The sequence below is a fragment of the Faunimonas sp. B44 genome, assembly GCF_052655945.1.
In genome coordinates this window covers 84314-109006 of the sequence record NZ_JBQYEX010000006.1, presented here as the reverse complement: position 1 = coordinate 109006, position 24693 = coordinate 84314, and the positions used below count along the sequence as shown (strand labels likewise).

The window sequence follows — 24693 nt, the reverse complement described above, 5'->3', positions numbered from 1 at the left end:
ACCCCGCCGGCCGCGAGGTTGCGGCAGTACGCTCCGCCATCCGTGACCCGGACGTGCAAAAGGGTGCGCCCGCAAGCGCGCCCTCCTGTCTGGATTGGTCCGGTCAGGTCCGGCTGGTGCTGCCGAAGCCGCCGGCGCTTCCGGACGGGTTCGCACCGGAACCGGAAGCAGCGCTCGAGCCGGCCGAGGAGCCCGGCCCCGAGCCGCCGCTCGAATCGGAGGTCGGGGAGTCGGACGGCATGACCTTCTCCGCGGCGGCGCGCGCGGCACGCTCCGCCTTCTCGGCCAGCGTCAGGCCGGACTCGTCGTCCTTGCCGAACTCCGACTTCGCGGAGACGTAGGCCTCCTCCGCCATTTCCTTGCCGCGCTCCCATTGCTCGCGCGCCATGGCCTCGGCCTCGTGCTTCAGGTGATCCCGGTGCTCGCCGAGATACTCGTCCTCGACCTCGGTCGGCGGCAGGAGAGCGCCGATGGCCGCGCCGACGGCAACGCCGAGCGCGCCGACGACGAGCGGCTCCTGGTCGAGCACGTCGAGGAAGGTCCGGCGCGCGCGGCTGCCGTAATAGGCGGCGTTGCGGCTCGTCCAGTCATAGGCCTCATAGGCGGTGTCGCCGACATAGCGGCCGCCCGAAACCACGCCGTCACCGGCGTAGCGTGCGCCCGACGCGGCCGCACTGCCGGCCTGGTAGGCCCCGCTCGCCACCGTCTCTGCTGCGGAGCTCACGGCCTCGCCCACGCTGCTCGCAGCCGAGCCGACCGCCGAGGCGGCCGAGCCCACTGCGGAGGCCGCCGAACCGGCCGCCGAGCCGCCGGCGCGCAGGCCGGACTTCACGCCGCCGGTCACGCCCGAGGCGGCGGAGGACGCATGCTCGGCCACGGAGGACATCACGCCGCCACCGGCGCCGCGGCGCGACCCGTTGCCGTAACGGCGGTGATCCCCGTCGTCGGCGAAGGCTTCGGCATAGTCGCGGTAATCGACACCGCTCGGATAGGCGCCGCTGCCGCCGCCCGACTGGACGTAGTTCTTCGCGTAGCGCCGGCCCTGACGGTCGTCGCCGTCGTGCCGGAAGCGCCAATGCGGCACTTCCATGCTCGGCTGCCCGCGCCCCGACATCAGCCAAGCCAGGCCGACGCCCACCAGCATGAGCGGGATCGGATTCGCCTTCACCTGCGTGCCGAGATTGGACACCATCTCGCCGCCGCCGCTGTTCTGGAAGTAGCGTGCCGCCTCGTCCACCATCTGGCCGAGGGACATCTTGTCCTTGAGGGCCTCGACCGTGTCCTCGACATGAGCGCGGGTCATCTCGACCTCGCGTTCGATCTCTTCGGCTGACCTGTTCATCGTACCTGTTCCCTCACGAGCTCGGCATCCTTGCTAAGCTGATTTGCAGTCCGGTCGGGCGTGAGATTCGCGGCCTTCATCTGATCGGCGCCCTTCTTCAGGAGGACGACGCCGATGATTGCCACGACGACGCCGACGATGAGCGAGGCCCAGCCGGGATCCATGAGCTTGCTCAGGCCGATCACCAGCGCCTGCAGGAGGACCAGCAAGGCGGCCAGCAGGCAGATCCCGCCGGCGGCGAGCGAGCCCGCGCCGACCTGGACCTGCGTGATCTTGTCGGAGATCTCGGCTCGGATGAGCTGACCCTCCTTCCGGAACAGGGTCGACAGGTCCCGGGCGAGATCGCCCAGGAGCTGCGGGACCGAGCGCGGGTCGGAAAGGCCGGGCCGTGTCTCAGCGGGATGCGTCATTGGAGCCTCCGGTGGTCTTGCCCGGCGCGGTCGAACTGCTGCCGGTCGAACCGGACTTGTCCGGCGTCACGTTGGTGCCCGGCTCGCGAGCGACATCCGACCCGACGCCGCCCGCCTTGTGCGGGCCGGTCGCCGGGGACGATCCGGACGGCGGGCTGAAGCCGCCGGCGGAGCGCGACCCGCCGGCCGGGCTGTCGGAGCGGTGTGCGCCGCCGGCGCTGCTCGAGCCGGACAACCCGTCATTCACGCCCGTGGTCCGAGATCCGCTCGGCACGCTGCCGGCAGAGGACGACGAGGAGCCGAAGGACGAGGTGCCTTCACCGGTTCCGCCGCTCCGACCGGCGCCGCCGGAGAGCGGCGACCCCGAGGTTCCGGATGGCATGGAGGAGCCGGCGCCCATCGCGGGACCCAGTCCGGACCGCGCGGGCTGCAGGCTTCCGACGTGCGAGGACGAGCCCGCACCGCCGGAGCTGCTGCCCGAAGGCTGCGAATGGCCCGAGCTGGTGGCGCCCGCATAGGCCGCGCCCTCGCTGTAGTGCCGGGGCTGCGGGGTTCCGGCCATCCGGCCTCCGGCGGTGCCGTAGTCGAACTCGTGGCGCTGCTCCCGACGGCGACGCTCGCTCGACGCGACTGCGAAACGGCCGATCGCGACGCCGGCGAGCACCGCTCCGCCGATGAAGGCAGCCGGATTGCGGCGGCCGAAATCGCGCAGCGACCCGATCATGCCGTCGATGCTCCGGTCCGATAGCGAACGGGAGAGGCCCTCGACGCTCGACGCCGCTTCGCGGACGAGCCGCGACGCCATCGTCTGGTCGGCCTTGCTCAGCTCGTCGCTCGCCCGGCGGATCGCCGTGGCGAAGGTATCGAGCGTTCCGGCCGCGGCGTTCTTGTGCTCCTCGGCGGCGCCGAAAGCGCGCTCCTTGGCCGAGGACGCGAAGGAGGCCGCCTCTTCCGCGATGGCTTCCTTGCCGTGGCGCAGCCTGTCGCTGAGGACCTCGCCTTCGCGCCGGATCTGGCTGCGGACGGCATCGGCGTCGCGCTCGAACTCGCTCTTTCCACCGGCCCCGTGCGCGCCGCCCGCGCCGGATCCCTGCGTGCCCGCGCTTCCGGGCTTCGACCCGGAGGCGCCAGGCCCACCCATATTGCTAGCCATGTCTCACTCCCGGATTTCTGTTCTCAGCGAGCGCCAAGAAGCTGCAAGATAAAGAGGATGACGACCACGAGGCCGACCAAATAGATGATCGCGTGCAAAACCTGTCTCCCTGGACCCTCGTGTATCCGACGGAAACGTCTCTCGTCGGGAACCGGATTGTGAACAACACCGAGGCTGATCTGGTTCCGGCTAAACGCCGGGACCCGCAAAATAATCCGGGTCAACGGCCGGACGTGTCGGAACCTGGTCCGCTAAACTTTAGCTGTGTTTGAAGCATTGGGCGCGGGCACACGACAGACACGAGAGCACGCGCCGGCCGGCAGGACTCAGGCAGCGTCCGAATGCTCGATGTGCGCGTCCTGCAGAGCCCGTCCGTTCGGGCGGGACAGGTTGCGCGTGATGATCATCAGCTGCTCGGTCAGATCCCCGCGGAGCTCGACCTCCGCGAGCGCCTCCTCCTCCAGCCGCGACCAGATGCGTTCGATCTCGCGCACCTTCTCCTTCGCCTCGTCCGTCAGCGTGATGAAGGTCTTCCGGCGATCCGTGCTGGCGCCGTCGGTCTTGATCAGCCCGGAGGCGGAGAGACGGTTGACCATCTTCGTCACCGTCGGAGGTTGTATAGACAGGGCGGAAGCGGCCTCTCCCATGGTCAGGGAGCCCCGCTCGTCGAGCAGTTTGAGCAGATTGTCCTGGCCCGGGTAGAGCCCGACGCGAGACAACAGCTTCGCCGATCTCACCCTGTACGCTCGGGCAGCCTGCAGCAGTTCGAATGTGATCCTTGCGGTCATTCGCGGGACCTTGGCTTCAGCGATTTGCTGCTTTCCGTGGGATGGCTAACGGCCGATAAGCCGCGGGGTTCCGTTTCGGACCGGCGGACGAGGCCGCGGCGCGGGAGACGCCGCGGCGGACCCTCATGCCGCACGAAGAAGCGGTCGGCCGGGGTTATGCCGCCGGGCCATTGGCGCTATGGTGGCGCCGTGCCACCGCGAACCGACCATGGCCGCTCGCGGATCCGTTCTCCTCGCCAGGCGGCGGAGAATCGTTGAGCCGACGCAAGAGCGCGTGGAACTGAGGCGGCCCTGAATCTGTTCGCTCCTGAGGAGAACAAAGACACGCCACTCTAGGGGCGAGAGGGAGCGTCAATGTCTGCGCCGATGAAGCAGCCGCCGAACGGGCCGGCTTCGGACACCCAGAAGAAGCAGCGCCGGGGCCGGCTCGTCGTCGTTTCCAACCGTGTCGCCGACCTCTCTTCGGGGCTCCAGTCGGGCGGGCTCGCGGTCGCGGTCGGCGAAGCGCTCGCCAGTTCGGGCGGCGTGTGGTTCGGCTGGAGCGGCGAGCAGTACGAGGATGCCCGCCAGCGCGCGCCGGAAGTGACGCACTACGGCGACGTCCGCACCGCCACCGTCGCCCTCACCCCCGACGAGCACGAGGAGTACTATCTCGGCTTCGCCAACCGGTCGCTCTGGCCGCTGTTCCACTACCGGCTGGATCTCGCCGAGATGAGCGGCCATCTCGAGGCCTGCTATTTCTCCGTCAACAAGCGGTTCGCCGCGCAGCTCCGGCCCCTTCTGCAGGACGACGACATCCTGTGGGTGCACGACTACCATCTCATCCCGTTCGCGGCCTATCTCCGGCAGAAGCAGGTCGAGAACCTGATCGGCTTCTTCCTGCACATCCCGTTCCCGCCGCCGGAAATCATCGCGGCGCTGCCGCACCACAAGCAGTTCATGCGCACCTTCTTCGCCTACGACCTCGTGGGCTTCCAGACGGTCCGGGACCGGGAGAACTTCGCGCGCTATTGCGAGGAGCATCTCGACTGCCGGCGCTTGAACGACGGCCGGATCAAGGGCTTCGGCCGGACGATCTCGGTCGAGGCCTTCCCGATCGGCATCGACGCCGTGCAGTTCCGTGCGGAAGCGGAGAAGAACGCGCGCTCCGCCGACATGCGCGCGATGGCGCGCGGCACCGACAGCCGCAGCCTGATCATCGGCGTCGACCGGCTCGACTATTCCAAAGGTCTGCCGGAGCGGGTGCGCAGCGTCGAGGCATTGCTCGAGACCTATCCGCAATATCTCGGCAAGGTGCAGCTGGTGCAGATCGCGCCGCCGACCCGCGAAGGCGTCGACGCCTACGACAACATCCGGGAGGATCTGGAGCGCGCCGTCGGGCAGGTGAACGGCCGGTTCGGCGACCTCACCTGGTCGCCGGTCCGCTACATCCACCGCCCGGTGCCGCGGGCGGTGCTGGCGGGCCTCTTCCGCCGCAGCCGCGTCGGACTCGTCACGCCGCTGCGCGACGGCATGAACCTCGTCGCGAAGGAGTACGTAGCGGCGCAGGACCCCGACGATCCCGGCGTTCTCGTCCTGTCACAGTTCGCCGGCGCAGCCGAGCAGCTGGAAGAGGCGCTCATCATCAACCCGCACGACCCCCAGGATGTGGCGAATGCGATCAGGCGTGCACTCGAAATGCCGCTCGGCGAGCGGCGGGCCCGGCATGCGGCGCTGTGGGACAGCATCACCGCGCAGGACATCGGCTGGTGGCGCAACAGCTTCCTGGCAGCGCTCCGCTCCTCGCGAAGGCTGCCGGCAGCCGCGGCCAGACCCGCTCTGAGCGGCGACCCAATTGCCCCCGCCCGCTCCACCATCCGCTCCGAGACGATCCGATATGAAGATAAGCCCGACCCCGCAACCCTCTAGGACCGCCGACAGACCGACCACGCAAGACGCCGCAGACACCAGGAACCAGAGGCTGTTCGCGCTGGCCGCGAACAGGGTGGCGATCGAGTCGGTGGAGCCCGAGATCGACGGCGGGCGCTTCCCGGCCAAGGCGGTCGCCGGCGACCGCTTCGTCGTCGAGGCGGACATCTTCTGCGACGGCCACGACAAGATCGACGCCGCCCTCCTCCTCTGGCGCGAGGACCAGCAGGACTGGACCGAGGCGCCGATGGTCTTCGTGGACAACGACCGCTGGCGCGGCAGCGCCGTCCTCGAGGAGAACACCCGCTACCGCTACACGATCATCGCCTGGCGCGACCTCTTCGCCTCCTGGCGCGACGAGGTGTCGAAGAAGACGGCCGCGGGCCTCGATGTCACGCTCGAGCTCATCGAGGGCCGCGGGCTGATCGAGCGCACGCTCGAGGAGAGTGACCGGGTCGGCGAGCCGGACAGGCCCGTGCTGCAGCTGCTGCTGCGGCGGCTCACGCACGAGCTCGACGACGAATCGCTGCTCGCCGACCTGCTGGCGCCGGAGCTTGCCGCGATCATGAAGCGGGTCGGCCTGCGCACGAACCTCTCGCGCTATCCGAAGGAACTCGAGCTCGTCGTCGACCGGCGTGCGGCGGCCTTCAGCGCCTGGTACGAGCTGATGCCCCGCTCGATGTCCGACGATCCGGCCCGGCACGGCACCTTCGACGACGTCGTCGCCAAGCTTCCCTACGTCCGCGACCTCGGCTTCGACGTCCTCTATTTCCCGCCGATCCACCCGATCGGCCGCAAGAACCGGAAGGGCCGCAACAACAGCCTGACGGCGGCGGCCTCCGACCCGGGCAGCCCTTATGCGATCGGCTCGGATGAAGGCGGGCACGACGCCATCCATTCCGAGCTCGGCACGTTCGAGGACTTCGCGCGGCTCGTCTCGGCGGCACGCGAGCACGGCCTGGAGATCGCGCTCGACTTCGCGATCCAGTGCTCGCCGGACCATCCCTGGATCCGCGAGCACCCGGAATGGTTCGACTGGCGCCCCGACGGCACCATCAAGTTCGCCGAGAACCCGCCGAAGAAGTACGAGGACATCGTCAACGTCCACTTCTACCGCGGCGCGCTGCCCGGAATCTGGTACGCGCTGCGCGACGTGGTGCTGTTCTGGGTCGAGAGGGGCGTCCGGATCTTCCGCGTCGACAACCCGCATACCAAGCCGCTGCCGTTCTGGGAATGGATGATCCGCGACATCCAGGACCGCTATCCCGACGTCGTCTTCCTCGCCGAGGCGTTCACCCGCCCGAAGATGATGAAGCGGCTCGGCAAGGTCGGCTTCACCCAGTCCTATTCCTACTTCACCTGGCGCAACACGAAGCGGGAGCTGACGGAGTACCTGACCGAGCTGACGCGGACCGAGGCACGCCACGTCATGCGGCCGAACTTCTTCGTCAACACGCCGGACATCAACCCGTACTTCCTGCAGACGAGCGGCCGGGCCGGGTTCCGGACGCGCCTCGTGCTGGCCGCCTCGCTCGCCGGCAATTACGGCGTCTACAACGGCTTCGAGCTGTGCGAGGGGGAGGCCATTCCGGGCAAGGAAGAGTACCTCAATTCGGAGAAGTACGAGATCAAGGCCTGGGACTGGGACCGCCCGGGCCACATCCGCCCGGACATCCGCCTGATGAACCGGCTGCGGCGGCACCACCCCGCGCTGCAGCAGTTCGAGAACCTCACCTTCTACAACGCCTGGAACGACAACATTCTTTATTACGGCAAAATGACGCCGGCGAAGGACGACTTCCTGCTCTTCGCCGTCAACCTCGACCCGCACAATGCGCAGGGCGCGGACTTCGAGGTGCCGCTCTGGGAGTTCGGGCTTCCCGACGACGCCTCCATCACCGGCGAGGATCTCGTCACGGGCCAGCACTTCACCTGGCACGGCAAGGTCCAGCACGTTTGGCTCGACCCGCGCGAGCGGCCCTACGCGATCTGGCGTCTCGTCCCGCCGGGGGAGGCCGCCTGATGGACGTCAAGGCGAATGCGACAAGCGAGGCGGCCGAGGCCGCGGCGGCGGCCGGAGGGATCGAGCGCAGCGATCCCTACTGGTACAAGGACGCCGTCATCTACCAGCTGCACATCAAGGCGTTCTTCGACGGCAACAACGATGGAATTGGCGACTTCGAGGGCCTGTTCCAGAAGCTCGACTACGTCGAGAGCCTCGGCGTCAACACGATCTGGCTGCTGCCGTTCTATCCGTCGCCGCTGCGCGACGACGGCTACGACATCGCCGACTACCGCTCGATCAACCCGGCCTATGGCGACATGCGCGAATTCCGCCGCTTCGTCGCCGCCGCCCACAAGCGCGGCATCCGGGTGCTCACCGAGCTGGTCATCAATCACACCTCGGACCAGCATCCCTGGTTCCAGCGGGCGCGCACGGCCAAGCGCGGCTCCGCAGCGCGCAACTTCTACGTCTGGAGCGACACGGACGACCATTACCAGGGCACGCGGATCATCTTCCTCGACACCGAGAAGTCGAACTGGACCTGGGATCCGGTCGCGCAGCAATTCTTCTGGCACCGCTTCTATTCGCACCAGCCGGACCTGAACTTCGACAATCCGCGCGTGCTCGAGGAAGTCCTCAAGGTCATGCGCTACTGGCTGGACATGGGCGTCGACGGGCTGCGGCTGGACGCCATCCCCTACCTCGTCGAGCGCGACGGCACCAACAACGAGAACCTGCCGGAGACGCACGAGGTCCTGAAGAAGATCCGTGCCGAACTCGACGCCAAGTACCCGGACCGGATGCTGCTCGCCGAGGCCAACCAATGGCCGGAGGACACGCGCCCCTATTTCGGCGACGGCGACGAATGCCACATGGCGTTCCACTTCCCGCTGATGCCGCGCATGTACATGGCGGTCGCCCAGGAGGACCGCCATCCGATCACCGACATCATCCGCCAGACGCCGGAGATCCCCGACCCGGCGCAATGGGCGATCTTCCTGCGCAACCACGACGAGCTGACGCTCGAGATGGTGACGGAGGAGGAGCGGGACTATTTGTGGCGAACCTACGCCCGTGACGCCCGCGCCCGCATCAATCTCGGCATCCGCCGCCGGCTCGCGCCGCTCCTCGACAACGACCGGCGCAAGATCGAGCTGATGAACGCGCTGCTGATGTCGATGCCGGGCACGCCGGTCGTCTATTACGGCGACGAGCTCGGAATGGGCGACAATTACTATCTCGGCGACCGCGACGGCGTTCGGACCCCGATGCAATGGTCGGCAGACCGGAACGGCGGCTTCTCGCGCGCCAACCCGCAGCAGCTTTACCTGCCGCCGATCATGGATCCGGTCTACGGATTCGAGGCGGTCAACGTCGAGGCGCAACAGAACGAGGCCTCGTCGCTGCTCAACTGGATGCGGCGGCTCATTGCGGTCCGCAAGCAGCACAAGGCGTTCGGCCGCGGCACACTGTCCTTCCTCTACCCGCGCAACCGCAAGATCCTCGCCTATGTCCGCGAGTACCAGGACGAGCGCATCCTGTGCGTCTTCAACCTGGCCCGCTCGGCGCAGGCGGTCGAGCTCGACCTGTCGCAATGGCGCGGCGCCGTGCCGATCGAGCTTACGGGCCGGGCCGCGTTCCCGCCGCTCGGCGACCTGCCCTACATGCTGACGCTGCCGGCCTACGGCTTCTTCTGGTTCGTGCTGGCCGACGAGGCGGCGGCGCCCCGGTGGCACACGCCGGCGCCGGATCCGTTGCCCGAATTCGTGACCCTGACGGCGGCGGGCGGCAATCTCGACCGGGTGCTGGAGGGCCGCGAGCTCCGCCACCTGGAACAGGACGCGCTGCCCGAGTACCTCGCCCGCCAGCGCTGGTACGCCGGCAAGGGCGAGAAGATCGAGAGCGTGAAGGTGCGCTCGCTCGGCGAACTCGGCTCCGGCTACAGGCTCGGCCTCGTGGAGGTGGCGACCAGGCAGGGCGGCGCGCAGTGCTACTTCCTGCCCCTCACCGTCGGATGGGGGGAGAACCTGCTGCGGTTCGGCGCGCCGAAGCTCTCCTATACGCTCGCCAAGGTCCGCCACGGGCCGCGGATCGGCGCGCTCCTGGACGCCGCCAGCGACGAGGATTTCGCCCGCTGCGTCGTCACCGCCATGAAATGCGGGGCCGAGCACGCGGGGCCCGTCGGAACGATCCGCTGCGAGGGAACGGAGCGCCTGAGCACGATCGAGGATTTCGCTTCGGTGCGGCCGGTCGCCGTGGAGCAAAGCAACATCTCCATCATCCTCGGCGAGCAGGTGATGCTCAAGGTCTATCGCCGCATCCGCTACGGCGAGCAACCCGAACTGGAGATGGCGCGATTCCTGACGGAGGTGGCCGGCTTCCAGAACACGCCGGCCTATCTCGGCGCGGTGCACCATGTGCCCGGGGACGGGGAGCCGGCGGCGCTCGCATCGGCCTTCGCGTTCGTGCTCAACCAGGGCGATGCGTGGACGGTGATCGTCGAGGCGCTCGACCGGGAGCTCGACGATTTCGCCGTCAGAAGCGAGGGCGAAGGGGAGGCCGGAGCGCGGTTCTTCGGGTTCCCGCTCGATCTCGCGGGCATCCTCGGCCGGCGCACCGGCGAGATGCATGCGGCCCTCAGCACCGCGACGGACGATCCGGCCTTCGCGGCGGAGCCGGTGACGAAGGGCGACATCGAGCAATGGGTGGAGGATTCCCTCTGCGACGCGCGCGAGGCGCTCGACACGCTGGAGCGCGTGCGCACCAATCTGCCGGACTCCGCGCGCACCTTCGCGGAGCGGATCCTCGACGAACGGCTGGCCATCCTGGACGGCATAAACGCCCTGCGCGACATGGAGCCGGCCGGCAGCCGCATCCGCATCCACGGCGACTATCATCTCGGCCAGGTGCTCGTGGCGCAGGCCGACGTCATGATCATCGACTTCGAAGGGGAGCCGCAGCGCGGCCTCCACGAGCGCCGCGCGAAGTCGTCGCCGCTGCGCGACGTCGCCGGAATGCTGCGCTCGTTCGACTATGCGGCGTGGTCCACGCTCGACCGCTACCGCTCGCGCCACGGGGAGCCCAGCGAGGCGATCCGCAACCATGCCTTCGCCTGGCGCGACAAGGCCGTGCAGGACTTCCTGGCCGCCTATTGGACGAGCGTGGAAGGGGTGGCGACGGTGCCGCAGGACCAGGCGGCGCGGGAGCGGCTGCTCTCGCTCTTCCTGTCGCAGAAGGCCTTCTACGAGATCGCCTACGAGGCCGGGAACCGTCCCGGCTGGGTGTCCATTCCCGCCAGGGGTGTGCTCGACATCTACGAAACCAGGATGAACTCATGAGCGTTGCCGAAGCGACGACGGCGCTGTCGTGGAAGCCCGATCCACGGGGCATAGAGGCGCTCGTCCAGGGCCGCCACGGCGACCCGTTCGCTCTTCTCGGGATGCACGCGCGCGGCGGCGAGCCGCTCACGGTGCGCGTGTTCTGGCCGGGCGCGGAGACCGTGTGCGTCATCGACGCCAAGACGGGGAAGCAGTGCGCCGCGCTCGAGCTGCTGCACCCGTCGGGGTTCTTCGCCGGCCCCGTCTCCCGCCGCAGACAGGTGTTTCCGTACCGGCTGCGCCTCACGGCCGGCGACCGCACCTGGGAGGCGGAGGACCCTTACCGGTTCCCGCCGGTGCTCGGCGCGCTCGACGTCCACCTGATGGCCGAAGGCAGCCACCGGGAGATCTACGAGCGGCTCGGCGCCCATCCCATCACGCTCGAAGGCGTGCCGGGCGTCAGCTTCTCGGTCTGGGCCCCGAACGCCAAGCGCGTCAGCGTGGTCGGCGACTTCAACTTCTGGGACGGCCGCCGGCACCCGATGCGCAAGCGCGTCGAGGCCGGCGTCTGGGAGCTGTTCATCCCCGGCGTGGAGAAGGGCGCCCTCTACAAGTTCGAGATCCTCGGACCCGACGACCGGCTGCTGCCGCTCAAGGCGGACCCCGTGTCGTTCGCCCAGCAGCAGCCGCCCTCGACCGCCTCGATCGTCCACGGCCTCGTCGAGCGCGACTGGCAGGACAACGAATGGATGGCCGGCCGCCAGCGCCGGAACGCGCTGGACGCGCCGATCTCCATCTACGAGATCCATCTCGCCTCGTGGCGCCGCAAGGACGGCGACCGCATGATGAGCTACGACGAGATCGCGGACGAGCTGATCCCGTACCTCTGCGACATGGGTTTCACCCATGTCGAGTGCATGCCGGTCAGCGAATACCCGTTCTCCGGCTCCTGGGGCTACCAGCCGATCGGGCTCTTCGCGCCGACCAGCCGGCACGGCTCGCCCGAAGCCTTCGCGCGCTTCGTCGAGCGCCTGCACCAGGCCGGCATCGGCGTCATCATCGACTGGGTGCCGGCACATTTCCCGAGCGACGCCCACGGGCTCGCGAAGTTCGACGGCACGGCGCTCTACGAGCACGAGGATCCGCGGCTCGGGTTCCATCGCGACTGGAACACGCTGATCTACAATTTCGGCCGGCGCGAGGTCTCGAACTTCCTGCTGGCGAACGCGCTGTTCTGGCTGAAGCGCTTCCACGTCGACGCGCTGCGCGTCGATGCCGTCGCCTCCATGCTCTATCTCGACTACAGCCGCCAGCCGGGCGAATGGATCCCGAACGTCCACGGCGGCCGCGAGAACCTCGAGGCGATCGCGTTCCTGCGCAACCTGAACACGCGCGTCTTCGCCGATGCGCCCGGCTCCACCACGATGGCGGAGGAATCGACCGCCTGGCCGCAGGTGTCGCGGCCGGTCGACACGGGCGGGCTCGGCTTCGGCTACAAGTGGAACATGGGCTGGATGCACGACACGCTCCAGTACATGGAGAAGGAGCCGGTCCACCGCCGCTACCACCATCACCAGATGACGTTCGGCCTGCTCTACGCCTTCACGGAGAACTTCATCCTGCCGCTCAGCCACGACGAGGTCGTGCACGGCAAGGGCTCGCTCATCAACAAGATGCCGGGCGACCGCTGGCAGAAGTTCGCGAACCTGCGGGCCTATTACGCCTTCATGTGGACGCATCCCGGCAAGAAGCTGCTGTTCATGGGCGGCGAGTTCGGGCAGGAGCGGGAGTGGAGCCACGACCGTTCGCTCGACTGGCACCTCCTGTCCGACCCCTTCCATGCCGGGCTGAAGGGCCTCGTCGCCGATCTCAACAAGCTCTATCGCGGCAGCCGGGCGCTGCATGTCTTCGACACGGACGCGCGCGGCTTCGAGTGGATCGAGGCGAGCGATGCCGACCAGAGCGTCTTCGCCTATCTGCGCAAGGGCGGCCCGGAGGATCCGCCGGTGCTCGTCGTCTGCAACTTCACGCCGATCGTTCGCGAAGGCTTCCGGGTCGGCGTCCCGGCCGAGGGCGCGTGGATCGAGCGCCTCAACACCGATGCCTCGTTCTACGGCGGGTCCAATGTCGGGAACGGCGGGCTCGTCCACAGCGAGCCGGTGCCATGGCACGGGCGATCGCACTCGCTGAACCTCACCCTTCCCCCGCTCGCCACTCTCGTTCTAGAGCTCGCCCGCTAGGAGACGAAGCGCAGCATGGCGACCTATCGTGTCGAGCCGGGCTCGCCGCACCCGCTCGGGGCGACCTGGGACGGGTCGGGGGTGAACTTCGCGCTGTTCTCGGCCAATGCCGAGAAGGTCGAGCTCTGCCTCTTCGACCCGAAGGGAAAGCGCGAGATCGAGCGTATCGCGCTGCCCGAATATACGCACGAGGTCTGGCACGGCTACCTGCCGGACGTCGGGCCGGGCCAGCTCTACGGCTACCGCGTCCACGGCCCGTACGACCCGCGCCGCGGCCACCGCTTCAATCCGAACAAGCTGCTGATCGACCCCTACGCCAAGGAGCTCTACGGCGATCTGCGCTGGCATGACGCCCATTTCGGCTATCGCTTCGCCGCGCCGCGCGAGGACCTCACCTTCGACAAGCGCGATTCGGCTTTCGTCATGCCGAAGTCGGTGGTCATCGACACGGCCGTCACCTGGGGCGAGGACCGCAGGCCGCGCGTGCCCTGGTCGAAGACCATCATCTACGAGGCCCACGTGAAGGGCATGACGGCGCGCCATCCGGACCTGCCGGAGCAGGTGCGCGGTACGCTTGCGGGCCTAGCCGACCCGCGGGTCGTGGACCATCTCGTCAAGCTCGGGGTCACCGCAATCGAGCTCATGCCCGTCCAGGCCTTCTTCGACGACCGCTACCTCGTGAACCAGGGGCTCTCCAACTACTGGGGCTACAACACCATCAGCTATTTCTCGGTGGCGCCGCGCTACATCTCGCCGGGCGGCAACCTGCACGAGTTCAAGCTGATGGTGCGGCGCATGCACGCCGCCGGCATCGAGGTGTTCCTCGACGTCGTCTACAACCACACGGCGGAGGGCAACCATCTCGGGCCGACGCTCTCCTTCCGCGGCATCGACAATGCGAGCTACTACCTGCTCGGCCAGGACCCGCGCTTCTACTTCGACACGACGGGCTGCGGGAACACGGTGAACCTCCGCCATCCGCGCGTGCTGCAGATGGTGATGGATTCGCTGCGCTACTGGGTCGAGGAATGCCACGTCGACGGCTTCCGCTTCGACCTGGCGAGCTCGCTCGGGCGGGAGTACGACACCTTCGACCCGAACGCGGTGTTTCTCGACGCGCTGCGACAGGACCCGGTGCTCTCGCGCGCCAAGACGATCGCCGAGCCCTGGGACATCGGGCCGAACGGCTACCAGGTGGGCAATTTCCCGCCGGGCTGGGCGGAATGGAACGACCGCTACCGCGACGACGTCCGCAGCTACGTGAAGGGCGACCTCGGCCAGGTGCCCGCCTTCTCGCGGGCGCTGCTCGGCTCCTCCGACCTCTTCGAGAAGCGCGGGCGCAAGCCGTGGGCGAGCGTCAACTTCGTGACCGCCCATGACGGCTTCACGCTCAGCGACCTCTATGCCTACAACGAGAAGCACAACGAGGCGAACCTCGAGGCGAACCGCGACGGACACGACGACAACCGCAGCTGGAACTGCGGCGTCGAAGGGCCGACGGACGACGTCGCCATCCTCGACCTGCGCGACCGCATGCGGCGGAACGCGATGACGATCCTCATCGCCTCGCAGGGCACGCCGATGCTGCTGATGGGCGACGAGGTCGGCCGCACCCAATCCGGCAACAACAACGCCTATTGCCAGGACAACGAGATCGCCTGGCTGAAATGGGACGACCTCGACCCGCGCGACGAGGCGTTCTGCCGGTTCGTGCGCGGCCTCATCGCGATCAGGCGGGCGCAGCCGCTCCTGCGCCAGAACACGTATCTGCACGGCCAGCCGATCGACGCGCACGGCACGCGCAACGTGGTCTGGCTGAGGCCCGACGGCAAGGAGATGGACGTGCCGTCCTGGTCGAACCCGCATGCGCGGGTGATCGGCATGCTGCTTTGCGGCGAGACCGACCGCCTGCTCCTCGTGACCAACAGCTACCAGGGCGCGATACCGTTCCGGCTGCCGGGACCCGCGACCGCCGAAGCCTGGACGCTCCTCGTCGACACCGCCCGCGGCCTGATCGCGCCGGAGGAGGATGCCCGCCCGGCGGACAGTCAGATCACGCTCGAGGGCCGCTCCGTCCTCCTCTTCGGCGCCTCCGCTCCGACCCGCAGCATGGGATCATCCCTCCAATGACCGGATTCCGCTTCGAAACCAGCTGGGGTGCGCTTCCGCTCGATGGCGGCGGCGCGCGGTTCCGGATCTGGGCGCCGTCGCAGGCGACGATGGCGCTGCGCGCGGAGGAGCGCGGCGACGACCTGCCGATGCGCCGCGGCGAGGACGGCTGGTTCGAGATCGAGACCGACGCGGTGCCGGTCGACGGCGGCTACCGCTTCGTCCTGCCCGACGGCTTCGCCATTCCCGACCCGGCCGCGCGCGCGCAGATCGGCGACGTCCATGGCCCGAGCCGCCTCGTCGATCCGGCCGGCTACGCCTGGCGAAGCCCGGACTGGAAGGGCCGGCCGTGGGGGGAGACCGTCTTCTACGAGCTGCACACCGGCACCTTCACCGAGAAGGGCACCTTCGCGGGCATCGTCGAGAAGCTGGACCATCTCGCCGAGCTCGGCGTGACCGCGCTGGAAATCATGCCGATCGCCCAGTTCGGCGGCAACCGCGGCTGGGGCTATGACGGCGTCCTCCTCTACGCGCCGCATGTCGCCTATGGCGGGCCGGAGGGTCTGAAGGCGCTCGTCGACGCCGCGCACGAGCGCGGCCTGATGATGTTCCTCGACGTCGTCTACAACCATTTCGGGCCGGACGGCAGCTACCTGCACCTCTTCGCGCCCGAGTTCTTCCACCCCGAGCGGCAGACGCCCTGGGGCGGCGCGATCGCCTACGAGAAGCCGGCGGTGCGCAGCTTCTTCATCGAGAACGCGCTCTACTGGCTCGAGGAGTACCGTTTCGACGGCCTGCGGCTCGACGCCATCGACCAGATCGACGTGCACAGCGAGGAGCCGATCCTCGACGAGCTCGGCGCCGCGATCCGCGCCCGCGTCACCGACCGCCAGGTCCACCTCACGACGGAGGACGAACGCAACATCACCCGCCTCCATCAGCGCGACGAGGACGGCCGGCCGCGGCTCTACAGCGCGGAATGGAACGACGACTTCCACCACGTGGCGCACGTCATCGCGACCGGAGAGGGCGAGGGCTATTACGCCGACTACACGCGCGACCACGCCGCCAAGCTCGCCAGGGCGCTTTCGAGCGGCTTCGTCTACCAGGGCGAGCCGTCGGCCTACAAGGGCGGCGAGGCGCGCGGCGAGCCGAGCGCCTTCCTGCCGCCGACCGCCTTCGTGAACTTCCTCCAGAACCACGACCAGATCGGCAACCGCGCCTTCGCCGAGCGGCTCACCATGCTCGCGCCGGCGCGGGTGCTGGAGGTGCTCACCGCGATCCTGCTGCTCAGCCCCGCGATCCCCCTCCTCTACATGGGCGAGGAATGGGGCGAGACGCGCTCCTTCGCGTTCTTCACGGACTTCCACGGCGAGCTCGGCGACGCGGTCCGCGAGGGCCGCCGAAACGAGTTCAGGCAATGGCCGGAATTCGCCAGCGAGGAGAACCGCGCCCACATCCCGGACCCGAACGCGGAGAGCACGTTCCTGGCGTCGAAGATCGACTGGGATCTCCGCTTCGACCCGGCGCACGGGCGGCGGCTGGCCCTCTTCAAGCGCCTTCTGAAGCTGAGGCGCGAGGAGATCGCGCCCCGGCTCGCCGGCATCGCCGGCGAGTCCGGCGCCGCGACCATGCTGGGCGGCGACGCCTTCGCGGTGCGCTGGCGGATGGGCGACGGCTCCGTCCTGTCGCTCTACGCGAATTTCGAGCAGGAGCCCTGCGCGATCGCCGATCCGCCCGGCGGGCGCCTGCTCCACCAGTCCCGGCCCGGCACCGACGAGGCGCTTCGGGCGCGATCGCTGCCGCCCGTGTCCGCCGCATTCTACCTCGAACAGGGCGTGAAGGCGCTGCCCGGAACATGACTGCGCTGCTCGACCGCCTCGCAGAGCTCTACGGGATCGAGAGGACCTATCTCGGCATCGACGGAAGCCGGCACGAGGTGAGCGACGACGCCAGGCGGGCGACGCTCGAGGCGATGGGCGTTCCCGCCGGCACCGAAGCCGAGCTGCGCCGGGGGATCGACGAGGCCACGCCCGTCCATGTCGGCAGCATGGCAGCGCCGGAAGGGCCGCGGTGCTTCGTGCCGGACTGGCTGAAGGACGGCCGCACCTGGGGCATGACCTGCCAGCTCTACGCGCTGCGCTCCGACCGCAACTGGGGGATCGGCGATTTCGAGGATCTCGCGCGCCTCGCCGAGGCCGCGGCCCGCGAGGGTGCCGACCTGCTCGGCGTCAATCCGCTCCACGCGCTGTTCCTGTCCGAGGCGCGCCGCTGCAGCCCGTTCTCGCCCTCCAATCGCCAGTTCCTGAACCCGCTCTACATCGCCGTCGACAGGCTGGCGGGCGCAGAAGGGCTGGAGGTCGACGAGGCCGAGCTCGACGAGCTCCGCAGCGCGGACCACGTCCTCTACCCGCTCGTCGCGAAAGCGAAGCTGCGGGCGCTCGAGGAGCTCTTCGAGCGGTCGCAGGCGGATGCCTCGGCCGAGGAGGCATTCCAGGCCTTTCTCGCGCACCACGGGCAGTCCCTCTATCTCCACGCCCTGTTCGAGGCCATCTCGGAACGGATGGTGGCCGAGGGCCACTGGAGCGGCTGGCACACCTGGCCGGAGCCCTATCGCGACCATGCGGGCGAAACCGTCCGTGCCTTCGCGGAGGAGAACGCCGACCGGGTGACCTTCCATGCCTGGCTGCAGTTCGTCGCCGACCGGCAGCTCGCCGACGCGCAGCGCCGCGCGCGCGCCGCGGGCATGCGGATCGGCCTTTATGTCGACCTCGCGGTCGGCGTCGCGGCCGACGGATCGGCGACCTGGTCGGATCCCGAGCTCACGGTGCCGGACGCGCGGATCGGCGCCCCGCCCGACTATTTCAACGCCGCCGGCCAGGACTGGGGGATCGCGCCGCTTTCGCCGGCGACGCTGGAGAAGCGGCGCTTCGCGCCCTACCACGAGGCGCTCGACGACGTCGTGTGCCATGCCGGCGCGGTCCGCATCGACCACGCGATGAGCCTCTACCGGCTCTACTGGATCCCGGACCGGTTCTCCGCCAAGGACGGCGTCTATGTCCGCTACCCCTTCCCGGACCTCCTGCGCGGGCTCGCCGAAGTCTCCCAGGAGCGCCAAACCCTCGTCATCGGGGAGGACCTGGGCGTGGTGCCGGAGGGCTTCCGCGAGGTGATGGCGGCGATGGAGATCCACTCCTACCGGGTGTTCTTCTTCGAGCGCAGGAACGACCACTTCCTGCCGCCTTCCGCCTATCCCCAGGCCGCGATGGCCTGCATCTCGATCCACGACCTGCCGTCGCTCGCCGGCTGGTGGACCGGCAGGGATCTCGCCACGCGCGCCGAGATCGGCCTGATCGAACCCGCCAAGCTGCCGCGCGAGCGGGACGAGCGGGGGCACGACCGCCGGCGGGTCCTCGGCGCGCTCTCCGATGCCGGCCTGCTGCCCGAGGCGCTCGCCCCCGTCATGCGCGGCGAGGCCGAAGCGCCCGAAGAGCTGCCGCCCGAGCTCGCGGTCGCCCTCCATCGCTTCGTCGCCCGCACGCCTTCACGGCTCTTCGCCATTCCCGTCGACGACCTGATCGCCTCGCCGGACCAGGTGAACATCCCCGGCACCACGGACGAGCATCCGAACTGGCGGCAGAAGCTCCCCGTCCCGATCGAGCGGGTTGCCGACGTGCCGCTCTATCAGGCCATCTGCGCGGCCGTCCGAGAGGAAAGACCGAGAGCCGGATGAGCACGCCCACCGCGACCTACCGCCTGCAGTTCCGGAACGGCTTCGATTTCGAGAGGGCCGCCGGGCTCGCGCCCTATCTGGCGCGGCTCGGCGTCTCGCACGTCTACGCATCGCCCGTCTTCCGCGCGACGCCGGGCTCCACCCACGGCTACGACGTGGCGGATTTCGGCGAGATCGAGCCCGTCATCGGCGGAGAGCAGGGCTTCCGCGCCTTCGCCGCGGCCCTTCGGGCGGAGGGACTGGCGCTCATCCTCGACTTCGTCCCGAACCACATGGGCGCATCGTCCTTCAATCCCTGGTGGCGGGACGTGCTGGAATGGGGGCAGGCGAGCCGTTTCGCCGGCCATTTCGACATCGACTGGTCGGCCGCGAAGCTCGTCGTCCCGGCGCTCGGCGAGCCCTACGGAAAGGCGCTCGGCGACGGCCGGCTCGGCCTCGCGCTCGACCGCGCCGACGGCGGCATCTCCTTCTCCTATGACGACCTTCGCCTGCCCATCACGCCGCCCTCTTACGCGCGGGTGCTGGCCCGGCTCGACGCCGACTCCTTTCCGGAGCTCGCCCGCCGCTTCGCCATCGCCGATTCCGACACCGCGCCGGAATTGAAGGCCGAGCTCGCGCGCCTCGTCGGCGAAGGCCGCGCGGCGGCCGCGGTCGAGGAGGCGATCGAGGGCCTCGTCGCCGACCGCCAGGCGCTCCACGAGCTGCACGAGGCGCAGGCCTGGCGCCTCACCTACTGGCGCGCCGCGCGCGAGACCCTCACCTACCGCCGCTTCTTCGAGATCGCCGATCTCGTCGGCGTGAAGGTCGAGCGGCCGAAGGTGTTCGAGGACGTGCACGGGCTCCTGCTCGGCCTCGTCGCGGACGGATCGGTCGACGGCATCCGGCTCGACCACATCGACGGCCTCGCCGACCCGAAGTCGTACCTCGTCCGGCTGCAGGCCGCCATCGGGGCGGACGCGCCCTTCTGTCTCCTCGTCGAGAAGATCCTCGGCCCGGGCGAGACGCTGCGCGACGACTGGCCGGTTGCCGGTACGACGGGCTACGAGTTCATCACCGCGCTCGCCGGCCTCTTCGTCGAGCCGGCCAACCGGTCGGCAATGTCGGCCGCCTACGAGCGCTATCTCGACGCCCCGTGCGATTACGAGCGGATGGTGCTCGACACCAAGCGGCGCATCCTCGCCCGCAACCTCGCCGGCGAGCTGGAGTTCCTGCGCCAGCTCTGCGGCACGCTCGCCGCGCGCGATCCGGTCACCCGGGACATCGGCGGCGACAGCCTGCGCCGGGCGATCCTGGAGATCGCGGCCGCGCTGCCGGTCTACCGCACCTACGTCAATGTCGAGGGCGTCGCGCCGGAGGACGTTGCGCTGATCGAGAACGCGGTCGCGGCGGCCAAGGCGGGGCGCGAGGTCGAGGACGAGGGCGCGATCGACTTCATCGCCCGCATGCTCCGCCTCGACTTCGCCGATCCCGGCGACCAGGCGGCAGCGCTGGAATTCGCGGCGCGTTTCCAGCAGACGACCGGCCCGGTGATGGCGAAGGCGCTCGAGGACACCGTCTTCTACCGCTTCAACCGCCTAATCGCGCTCAACGAGGTCGGCGGCGAGCCCGACCATTTCGGCGCCGCGCCGGAAGCGTTTCACGCGGCCATGGCGACGCGGCTCGAGGACCAGCCGGGCGGGCTCAGCGCGACCGCCACCCACGATACCAAGCGCGGCGAGGATGCCCGCGCGCGGCTCTACGCGCTGAGCGAGATCCCGCAGCGCTGGTCCGCGGCGGCGGAGCGCTGGCGGATCGTGAACGCGGGGCTCCGCACCGCCTTCGACGACGGCACGGCGCCGGAGCCGGAGATGGAGTGGATGTTCTACCAGGCGCTTGCCGGCGCCTGGCCGTTCGGGCTGTCGCCTCGCGACGCGGAGGGCCTCGGCGCGCTCGCCGAGCGGATGGACGCCTACATGATCAAGGTCGTCCGCGAGGCGAAGCTGCGCACCAGCTGGACCACGCCCGCAATCGAGTACGAGGAGGCGGTGAGCCGCTTCGTTCGGCGCGCGCTCGATCCGGAACACTGGTTCGCCGCCGATTTCGTGACCGTCTGCGGCCCGATCTGGACGGCCGGGGCGCTGAACGGCCTTTCGCAGCTCGCGATGAAGCTCTGCGCGCCCGGCGTGCCGGACATCTACCAGGGGACGGAGATCTGGGACCTGAGCCTGGTCGACCCCGACAATCGCCGCCCGGTCGATTACGGCCTCCTCGAGCGCCGCCTGAACGCGATCGAGACGGATGCGACCGGCGGCAACCCGCTCGCCGACTGGCGCGACGGCACGCCGAAGCTCAGGCTGATGCGGCCCGGGCTGGCGCTGCGGCGCGAGAAGCCGTCGCTCTTCGCGGAAGGCGGCTACGTCCCGCTCGCGCTCGAGGGCGGGCATGCGGGCAAGGCGGTCGCCTTCGCACGGGTGTCCGGAGACGAGGCGGCGCTGGTCGTCGCGACGCGGCTCGCCTTCGACCTCCTCGCCGGGGCGGAGGAGCCGCTCGTGCCGCCGGAGGCGTGGGGCGACACCTGCGTGGTGCTGCCGGAGGGGCTCGCGGGCCGCGGCTTCCGCGACATCGTCACCGGCGCGGAGCATTCCGGCGACCGCCTGCGGCTCGCCGACGTGCTGGCGAGGATGCCCGCCGCGATCCTCAGGTGAGGAGCCGCACCAGCGCGAGCGAGAGGCCGGGGAAGAGGATCAGGATCGCGAGCCGGACGAAGTCGGCGGCGAGGAAGGGCATGACGCCGCGATAGATCCGCGTGATCGGGACGTCGCGGGCGATCGCGCTCACCACGAACACGTTGAGCCCGACCGGCGGGGCGGTCAGCCCGATGCCGACCACGACCAGCACCAGGATGCCGAACCAGATCGCCGTCTCGTCGCCGACGAGCCCGAAATCGAGCGCGGAGACGATCGGGAAGAACACCGGCAGGGTGAGCAGGATCATCGCCATCTCGTCCATCACCGCGCCGAGCACGATGTAGAAGAAGAGGAGCACCAGGAGCACGCCGTAGGCCGGCAGGCCGAGCCCGCTGACCCATTCCGCCGCCGCCGTCGGCAGCTGCGACAGGCCGAGGAAGCCGTTGAAGAACTCGGCGCCGAGCAGGACCAGGAAGATCATGCCGGAGGTCTCGGCGGTCTGGATCAGGCTGTCGCGGATTTCCCGCGGACCGAGCGTGCGCCGCAGGATTCCGACGAGGAGCGTCGACGCGGCGCCTACCGAGGCGCCCTCGGTCGGGGTGAAGATGCCGCCATAGATGCCGCCGACGACGAGCACCGCGATCAGCATGACCGGCCAGATCTCGGCGATCGCCGCAAGCGTCGCCCGGGCGCTTGCCCGCGCCGCCGCCGGCCCCGCCGAGGCGTCCCGGCGGACGACGATCGCCACCGTCGCGAGGTAGAGGCCGGTCGCGATCAGGCCGGGCACGAGCGCGGCCATGAAGAGCTTGGCGATGTTCTGCTCGGTCGAGATCGCATAGACGACGAGGATCACCGAGGGCGGGATCAGGATGCCGAGCGTGCCGCCGACGGCGCAGGTGCCGGTGGCGAGGCGGTCGGAATAGCCGTACTCCCTGAAGGCCGGCAGCGCGGCGCGGGACATGGTCGCGGTGGTCGCGACCGAGGAGCCGCAGATCGCGCCGAACATCGCCGACGCGACCACGGTCGCCATCGCGATGCCGCCGCGGAAATGCCCGACCAGCGCGTTCGCCGCGGCGAACAGCGAGCGCGACATGCCGGATCGCTCGGCGAAGGCGCCCATCAGGATGAAGAGCGGGATGACGGAGAGCGTGTAGTTGCTGAAGAGGTAGTAGGGCGTCGTCTTGACGAGATTGAGGAGCGGCATCGTGCCGGCGATCCACGCATAGCCGCCGGCTCCGACGACGAGCATGGCGAGCCCGACCGGCATGCGCAGCGCCATCAGCACGAGCATGGCGGCGAAGCCCCAGGCGGCGACGACCGGGCCGCTCACCGGCGCGGGTCCCGCGCGCGGCGGATCGCGACGAGCGCGGAGGCGAGCGCGAGGAAGCCGAGCGCGGCCGCGCCCGCCACCATCGCCCAGCCATAGGGGAGCTGCACCATCGGCGTCGTCATGCCGGAGCGGATCGTCTCGAAGGCGCCGATCGCGAGGCGCCAGGCGAGAAAGGCGGCGACGGCCGCGTAGACGAGCGCCCAGAAGGCGTCGATCAGCGCCACGGCCCGGCGCGAGGCGCGCGCGGTGAAGGCGTCGACCACGATGTTCTGGCCGTGGAGCTGGCAGAGCGGCAGGAACAGGAAGGCGGCGATCGCCGCCCCGACCTGCACCATCTCGAAATCGCCGTCGATCGCCCGGCCGAACAGCCAGCGCCCGAGCACGCTCGCGCTCACCATGAAGGCGACGGCGACGAGGACGAGCCCGCCGACCAGCGCGGCGGCGAAGGCGAGCGCCTCCACCCCGCGCTCGAGCGGCCGCCGGCGCCGGGGCGGCGGCGCGGAAGGCTCCGCGCCGGATCCCGCCCTCATGCGGCCTGGTCGTACTTGGCGACGAGCGCGCGCGCGTCCTCCAGCAGCGCCTCGCCCTCGATGCCCTTGCCCTTCACGTCGGCGAGCCAGGTGTCGATCACCGGCTTGGTGGCCTCGATCCACTTCGCCTTCTCGTCCTCGGCGAGCGTCAGGATGCGGTTGCCGCGCTGCTCCGCCATGGCGATCACCTCGGCGTTGAGGTCATCGAACATCTGGCCCGCCTTCTTCGCAGCCGCCTGGCCGGAATGCTCGTCGAGCACGGCGCGGAGATCGTCCGGCAGGCCCTCGTATTTCGGCTTGTTCATGGCGACGAGGAACGCCGTCGTGTAGAGCGTCGGCGTGCCGGGGATCTGGGTGTGGTTGCCGGTGAGCTCGTGGATCTTGACCGAGGGCACCACCTCCCACGGCACGACCGCGCCGTCGATGACGCCCTGGGCGAGCGCCTCGGGCACCTGCGGGACGGGCATGGAGACGACGGTGGCGCCGAGCGCCTTCAGCGCCTCGGCGGCGAGCCGGGTCGGCGAGCGGAGCTTCAGCCCCTTGAGGTCGGCCATCGTCTCGACCGGCCTCTTGGAATGGATGACGCCGTGATCCTGCGCCCAGACCACCAGCGGCCGGACCTCGCCGAGCTCGTCGGCGGCGCTCTTCTCGGCGAATTCCTGGATCGCCTGTGCGTTCACCACGCCGCGCTTCGCCGCCACGAAGGGCAGGTCGAAGGTCTCGAGCTTCGGGAAGCGCCCGGGCGTGTAGCCGGCCAGCGTCCAGACCATGTCGACGACGCCGTCGCGGGCCTGATCGAAGAGCTGCGGGGGCGCGCCGCCGAGCTGCATGGCCGGGAAGATCTGGATCTCGATGCGGCCGTCGGAGGCGGCCTTGAGCTCCTCGGCCCAGGGCGCGAGGAAGTGCTTGTGGACGTTGGAGACGGGCGGCAGGAAGTGGTGGAGCTTCAGCGTCACCTCGGCGGCGCGGGCGCGCGTCGCCTTCATGAGCGCGGGCGCGGCGAGCAGAGCGGCGCCTGACGCGAGGAACTTGCGGCGGTCGATCATCGGTCTCCTCCCCGGAGGTTCGTCTTCGGGCCCGGCGGCGACACGCATCCCCGGTTGCGGGGACATGCGACGTCCGGCCGCGCCTCCTGCCAGATAGCCGCGGGCCCGCTTGCTCC

General features: G+C 69.4%; 15 protein-coding genes. 8 read left to right on the top strand and 7 right to left on the bottom strand.

Going from position 1 to position 24693, the window contains the following annotated elements:
- Positions 1-103: 103 nt before the first annotated feature.
- From ACUN0C_RS12925 to ACUN0C_RS12910, 4 genes are all read right to left on the bottom strand, one after another.
- Positions 104-1342 (bottom strand): DUF3618 domain-containing protein, encoded by a 1239-nt coding sequence (locus tag ACUN0C_RS12925; protein ID WP_445466791.1) that lies wholly within the window; start codon positions 1340-1342, stop codon positions 104-106.
- Positions 1339-1752 carry a phage holin family protein gene (locus ACUN0C_RS12920; protein WP_445466790.1) on the bottom strand — a complete coding sequence of 138 codons (414 nt, stop codon included), beginning with the start codon at positions 1750-1752 and terminating at the stop codon, positions 1339-1341. Before ACUN0C_RS12920 ends, ACUN0C_RS12925 begins: the two co-directional genes overlap by 4 nt.
- Complete coding sequence (locus ACUN0C_RS12915; RefSeq protein WP_445466789.1) at positions 1736-2905, bottom strand: hypothetical protein; 1170 nt, start codon at positions 2903-2905, stop codon at positions 1736-1738. Before ACUN0C_RS12915 ends, ACUN0C_RS12920 begins: the two co-directional genes overlap by 17 nt.
- A 326-nt stretch (positions 2906-3231) precedes the next feature.
- Positions 3232-3693: a MarR family winged helix-turn-helix transcriptional regulator gene (locus ACUN0C_RS12910; RefSeq protein WP_445466788.1), complete on the bottom strand. Its 462-nt coding sequence runs from the start codon at positions 3691-3693 to the stop codon at positions 3232-3234.
- Positions 3694-4047: 354 nt separating this feature from the next.
- Between ACUN0C_RS12910 and ACUN0C_RS12905 the strand changes: the two genes are divergently transcribed.
- The 8 genes from ACUN0C_RS12905 (at position 4048) to treY (ending at position 21689) form a co-directional block, all read left to right on the top strand.
- Positions 4048-5601, top strand: a complete 1554-nt coding sequence (locus ACUN0C_RS12905) for an alpha,alpha-trehalose-phosphate synthase (UDP-forming) (RefSeq protein WP_445466787.1) — start codon at positions 4048-4050, stop codon at positions 5599-5601.
- Between the two features lie 76 nt (positions 5602-5677).
- Complete coding sequence (locus ACUN0C_RS12900; protein WP_445466786.1) at positions 5678-7624, top strand: alpha-1,4-glucan--maltose-1-phosphate maltosyltransferase; 1947 nt, start codon at positions 5678-5680, stop codon at positions 7622-7624.
- Positions 7624-10944 (top strand): maltose alpha-D-glucosyltransferase, encoded by a 3321-nt coding sequence (treS, locus tag ACUN0C_RS12895; RefSeq protein ID WP_445466785.1) that lies wholly within the window; start codon positions 7624-7626, stop codon positions 10942-10944. Before ACUN0C_RS12900 ends, treS begins: the two co-directional genes overlap by 1 nt.
- Entirely contained in the window at positions 10941-13163 is a 2223-nt protein-coding gene (gene glgB / locus ACUN0C_RS12890) for a 1,4-alpha-glucan branching protein GlgB (protein WP_445466784.1), read from the top strand. The genes treS and glgB overlap by 4 nt, the downstream gene beginning before the upstream one ends.
- Before the next feature lie 15 nt (positions 13164-13178).
- Positions 13179-15293: a glycogen debranching protein GlgX gene (glgX, locus tag ACUN0C_RS12885; RefSeq protein ID WP_445466783.1), complete on the top strand. Its 2115-nt coding sequence runs from the start codon at positions 13179-13181 to the stop codon at positions 15291-15293.
- A complete protein-coding gene (treZ, locus tag ACUN0C_RS12880) occupies positions 15290-17134 on the top strand; it encodes a malto-oligosyltrehalose trehalohydrolase (RefSeq protein ID WP_445466782.1) in 1845 nt (614 codons plus the stop codon). Before glgX ends, treZ begins: the two co-directional genes overlap by 4 nt.
- A complete protein-coding gene (gene malQ, locus ACUN0C_RS12875; RefSeq protein ID WP_445466781.1) occupies positions 17131-19005 on the top strand; it encodes a 4-alpha-glucanotransferase in 1875 nt (624 codons plus the stop codon). The genes treZ and malQ overlap by 4 nt, the downstream gene beginning before the upstream one ends.
- Positions 19002-21689, top strand: coding sequence for a malto-oligosyltrehalose synthase (gene treY / locus ACUN0C_RS12870; RefSeq protein ID WP_445466780.1), 2688 nt, complete (start codon positions 19002-19004; stop codon positions 21687-21689). Before malQ ends, treY begins: the two co-directional genes overlap by 4 nt.
- Here the strand turns inward: treY and ACUN0C_RS12865 are convergent.
- The 3 genes from ACUN0C_RS12865 to ACUN0C_RS12855 are packed head-to-tail and all read right to left on the bottom strand — an operon-like array spanning position 21682 to position 24577.
- Entirely contained in the window at positions 21682-23001 is a 1320-nt protein-coding gene (locus ACUN0C_RS12865) for a TRAP transporter large permease (RefSeq protein WP_445466779.1), read from the bottom strand. The two genes, treY and ACUN0C_RS12865, sit on opposite strands and share 8 nt — an antisense overlap.
- Positions 22998-23531: a TRAP transporter small permease gene (locus tag ACUN0C_RS12860; protein ID WP_445466778.1), complete on the bottom strand. Its 534-nt coding sequence runs from the start codon at positions 23529-23531 to the stop codon at positions 22998-23000. The genes ACUN0C_RS12865 and ACUN0C_RS12860 overlap by 4 nt, the downstream gene beginning before the upstream one ends.
- Positions 23528-24577 carry a TRAP transporter substrate-binding protein gene (locus ACUN0C_RS12855; RefSeq protein WP_445466777.1) on the bottom strand — a complete coding sequence of 350 codons (1050 nt, stop codon included), beginning with the start codon at positions 24575-24577 and terminating at the stop codon, positions 23528-23530. The genes ACUN0C_RS12860 and ACUN0C_RS12855 overlap by 4 nt, the downstream gene beginning before the upstream one ends.
- Positions 24578-24693: the final 116 nt, after the last annotated feature.

Excerpts from the sequence above, each read along its gene's own strand:
- ACUN0C_RS12925 (WP_445466791.1), bottom strand. The coding sequence starts at position 1,342 with ATGAACAGGTCAGCCGAAGAGATCGAACGCGAGGTCGAGATGACCCGC.
- ACUN0C_RS12920 (WP_445466790.1), bottom strand. The coding sequence starts at position 1,752 with ATGACGCATCCCGCTGAGACACGGCCCGGCCTTTCCGACCCGCGCTCG.
- ACUN0C_RS12915 (WP_445466789.1), bottom strand. The coding sequence starts at position 2,905 with ATGGCTAGCAATATGGGTGGGCCTGGCGCCTCCGGGTCGAAGCCCGGA.
- ACUN0C_RS12910 (WP_445466788.1), bottom strand. The coding sequence starts at position 3,693 with ATGACCGCAAGGATCACATTCGAACTGCTGCAGGCTGCCCGAGCGTAC.
- ACUN0C_RS12905 (WP_445466787.1), top strand. The coding sequence starts at position 4,048 with ATGTCTGCGCCGATGAAGCAGCCGCCGAACGGGCCGGCTTCGGACACC.
- treS (WP_445466785.1), top strand. The coding sequence starts at position 7,624 with ATGGACGTCAAGGCGAATGCGACAAGCGAGGCGGCCGAGGCCGCGGCG.
- glgB (WP_445466784.1), top strand. The coding sequence starts at position 10,941 with ATGAGCGTTGCCGAAGCGACGACGGCGCTGTCGTGGAAGCCCGATCCA.
- glgX (WP_445466783.1), top strand. The coding sequence starts at position 13,179 with ATGGCGACCTATCGTGTCGAGCCGGGCTCGCCGCACCCGCTCGGGGCG.
- treZ (WP_445466782.1), top strand. The coding sequence starts at position 15,290 with ATGACCGGATTCCGCTTCGAAACCAGCTGGGGTGCGCTTCCGCTCGAT.
- malQ (WP_445466781.1), top strand. The coding sequence starts at position 17,131 with ATGACTGCGCTGCTCGACCGCCTCGCAGAGCTCTACGGGATCGAGAGG.
- treY (WP_445466780.1), top strand. The coding sequence starts at position 19,002 with ATGAGCACGCCCACCGCGACCTACCGCCTGCAGTTCCGGAACGGCTTC.
- ACUN0C_RS12860 (WP_445466778.1), bottom strand. The coding sequence starts at position 23,531 with ATGAGGGCGGGATCCGGCGCGGAGCCTTCCGCGCCGCCGCCCCGGCGC.
- ACUN0C_RS12855 (WP_445466777.1), bottom strand. The coding sequence starts at position 24,577 with ATGATCGACCGCCGCAAGTTCCTCGCGTCAGGCGCCGCTCTGCTCGCC.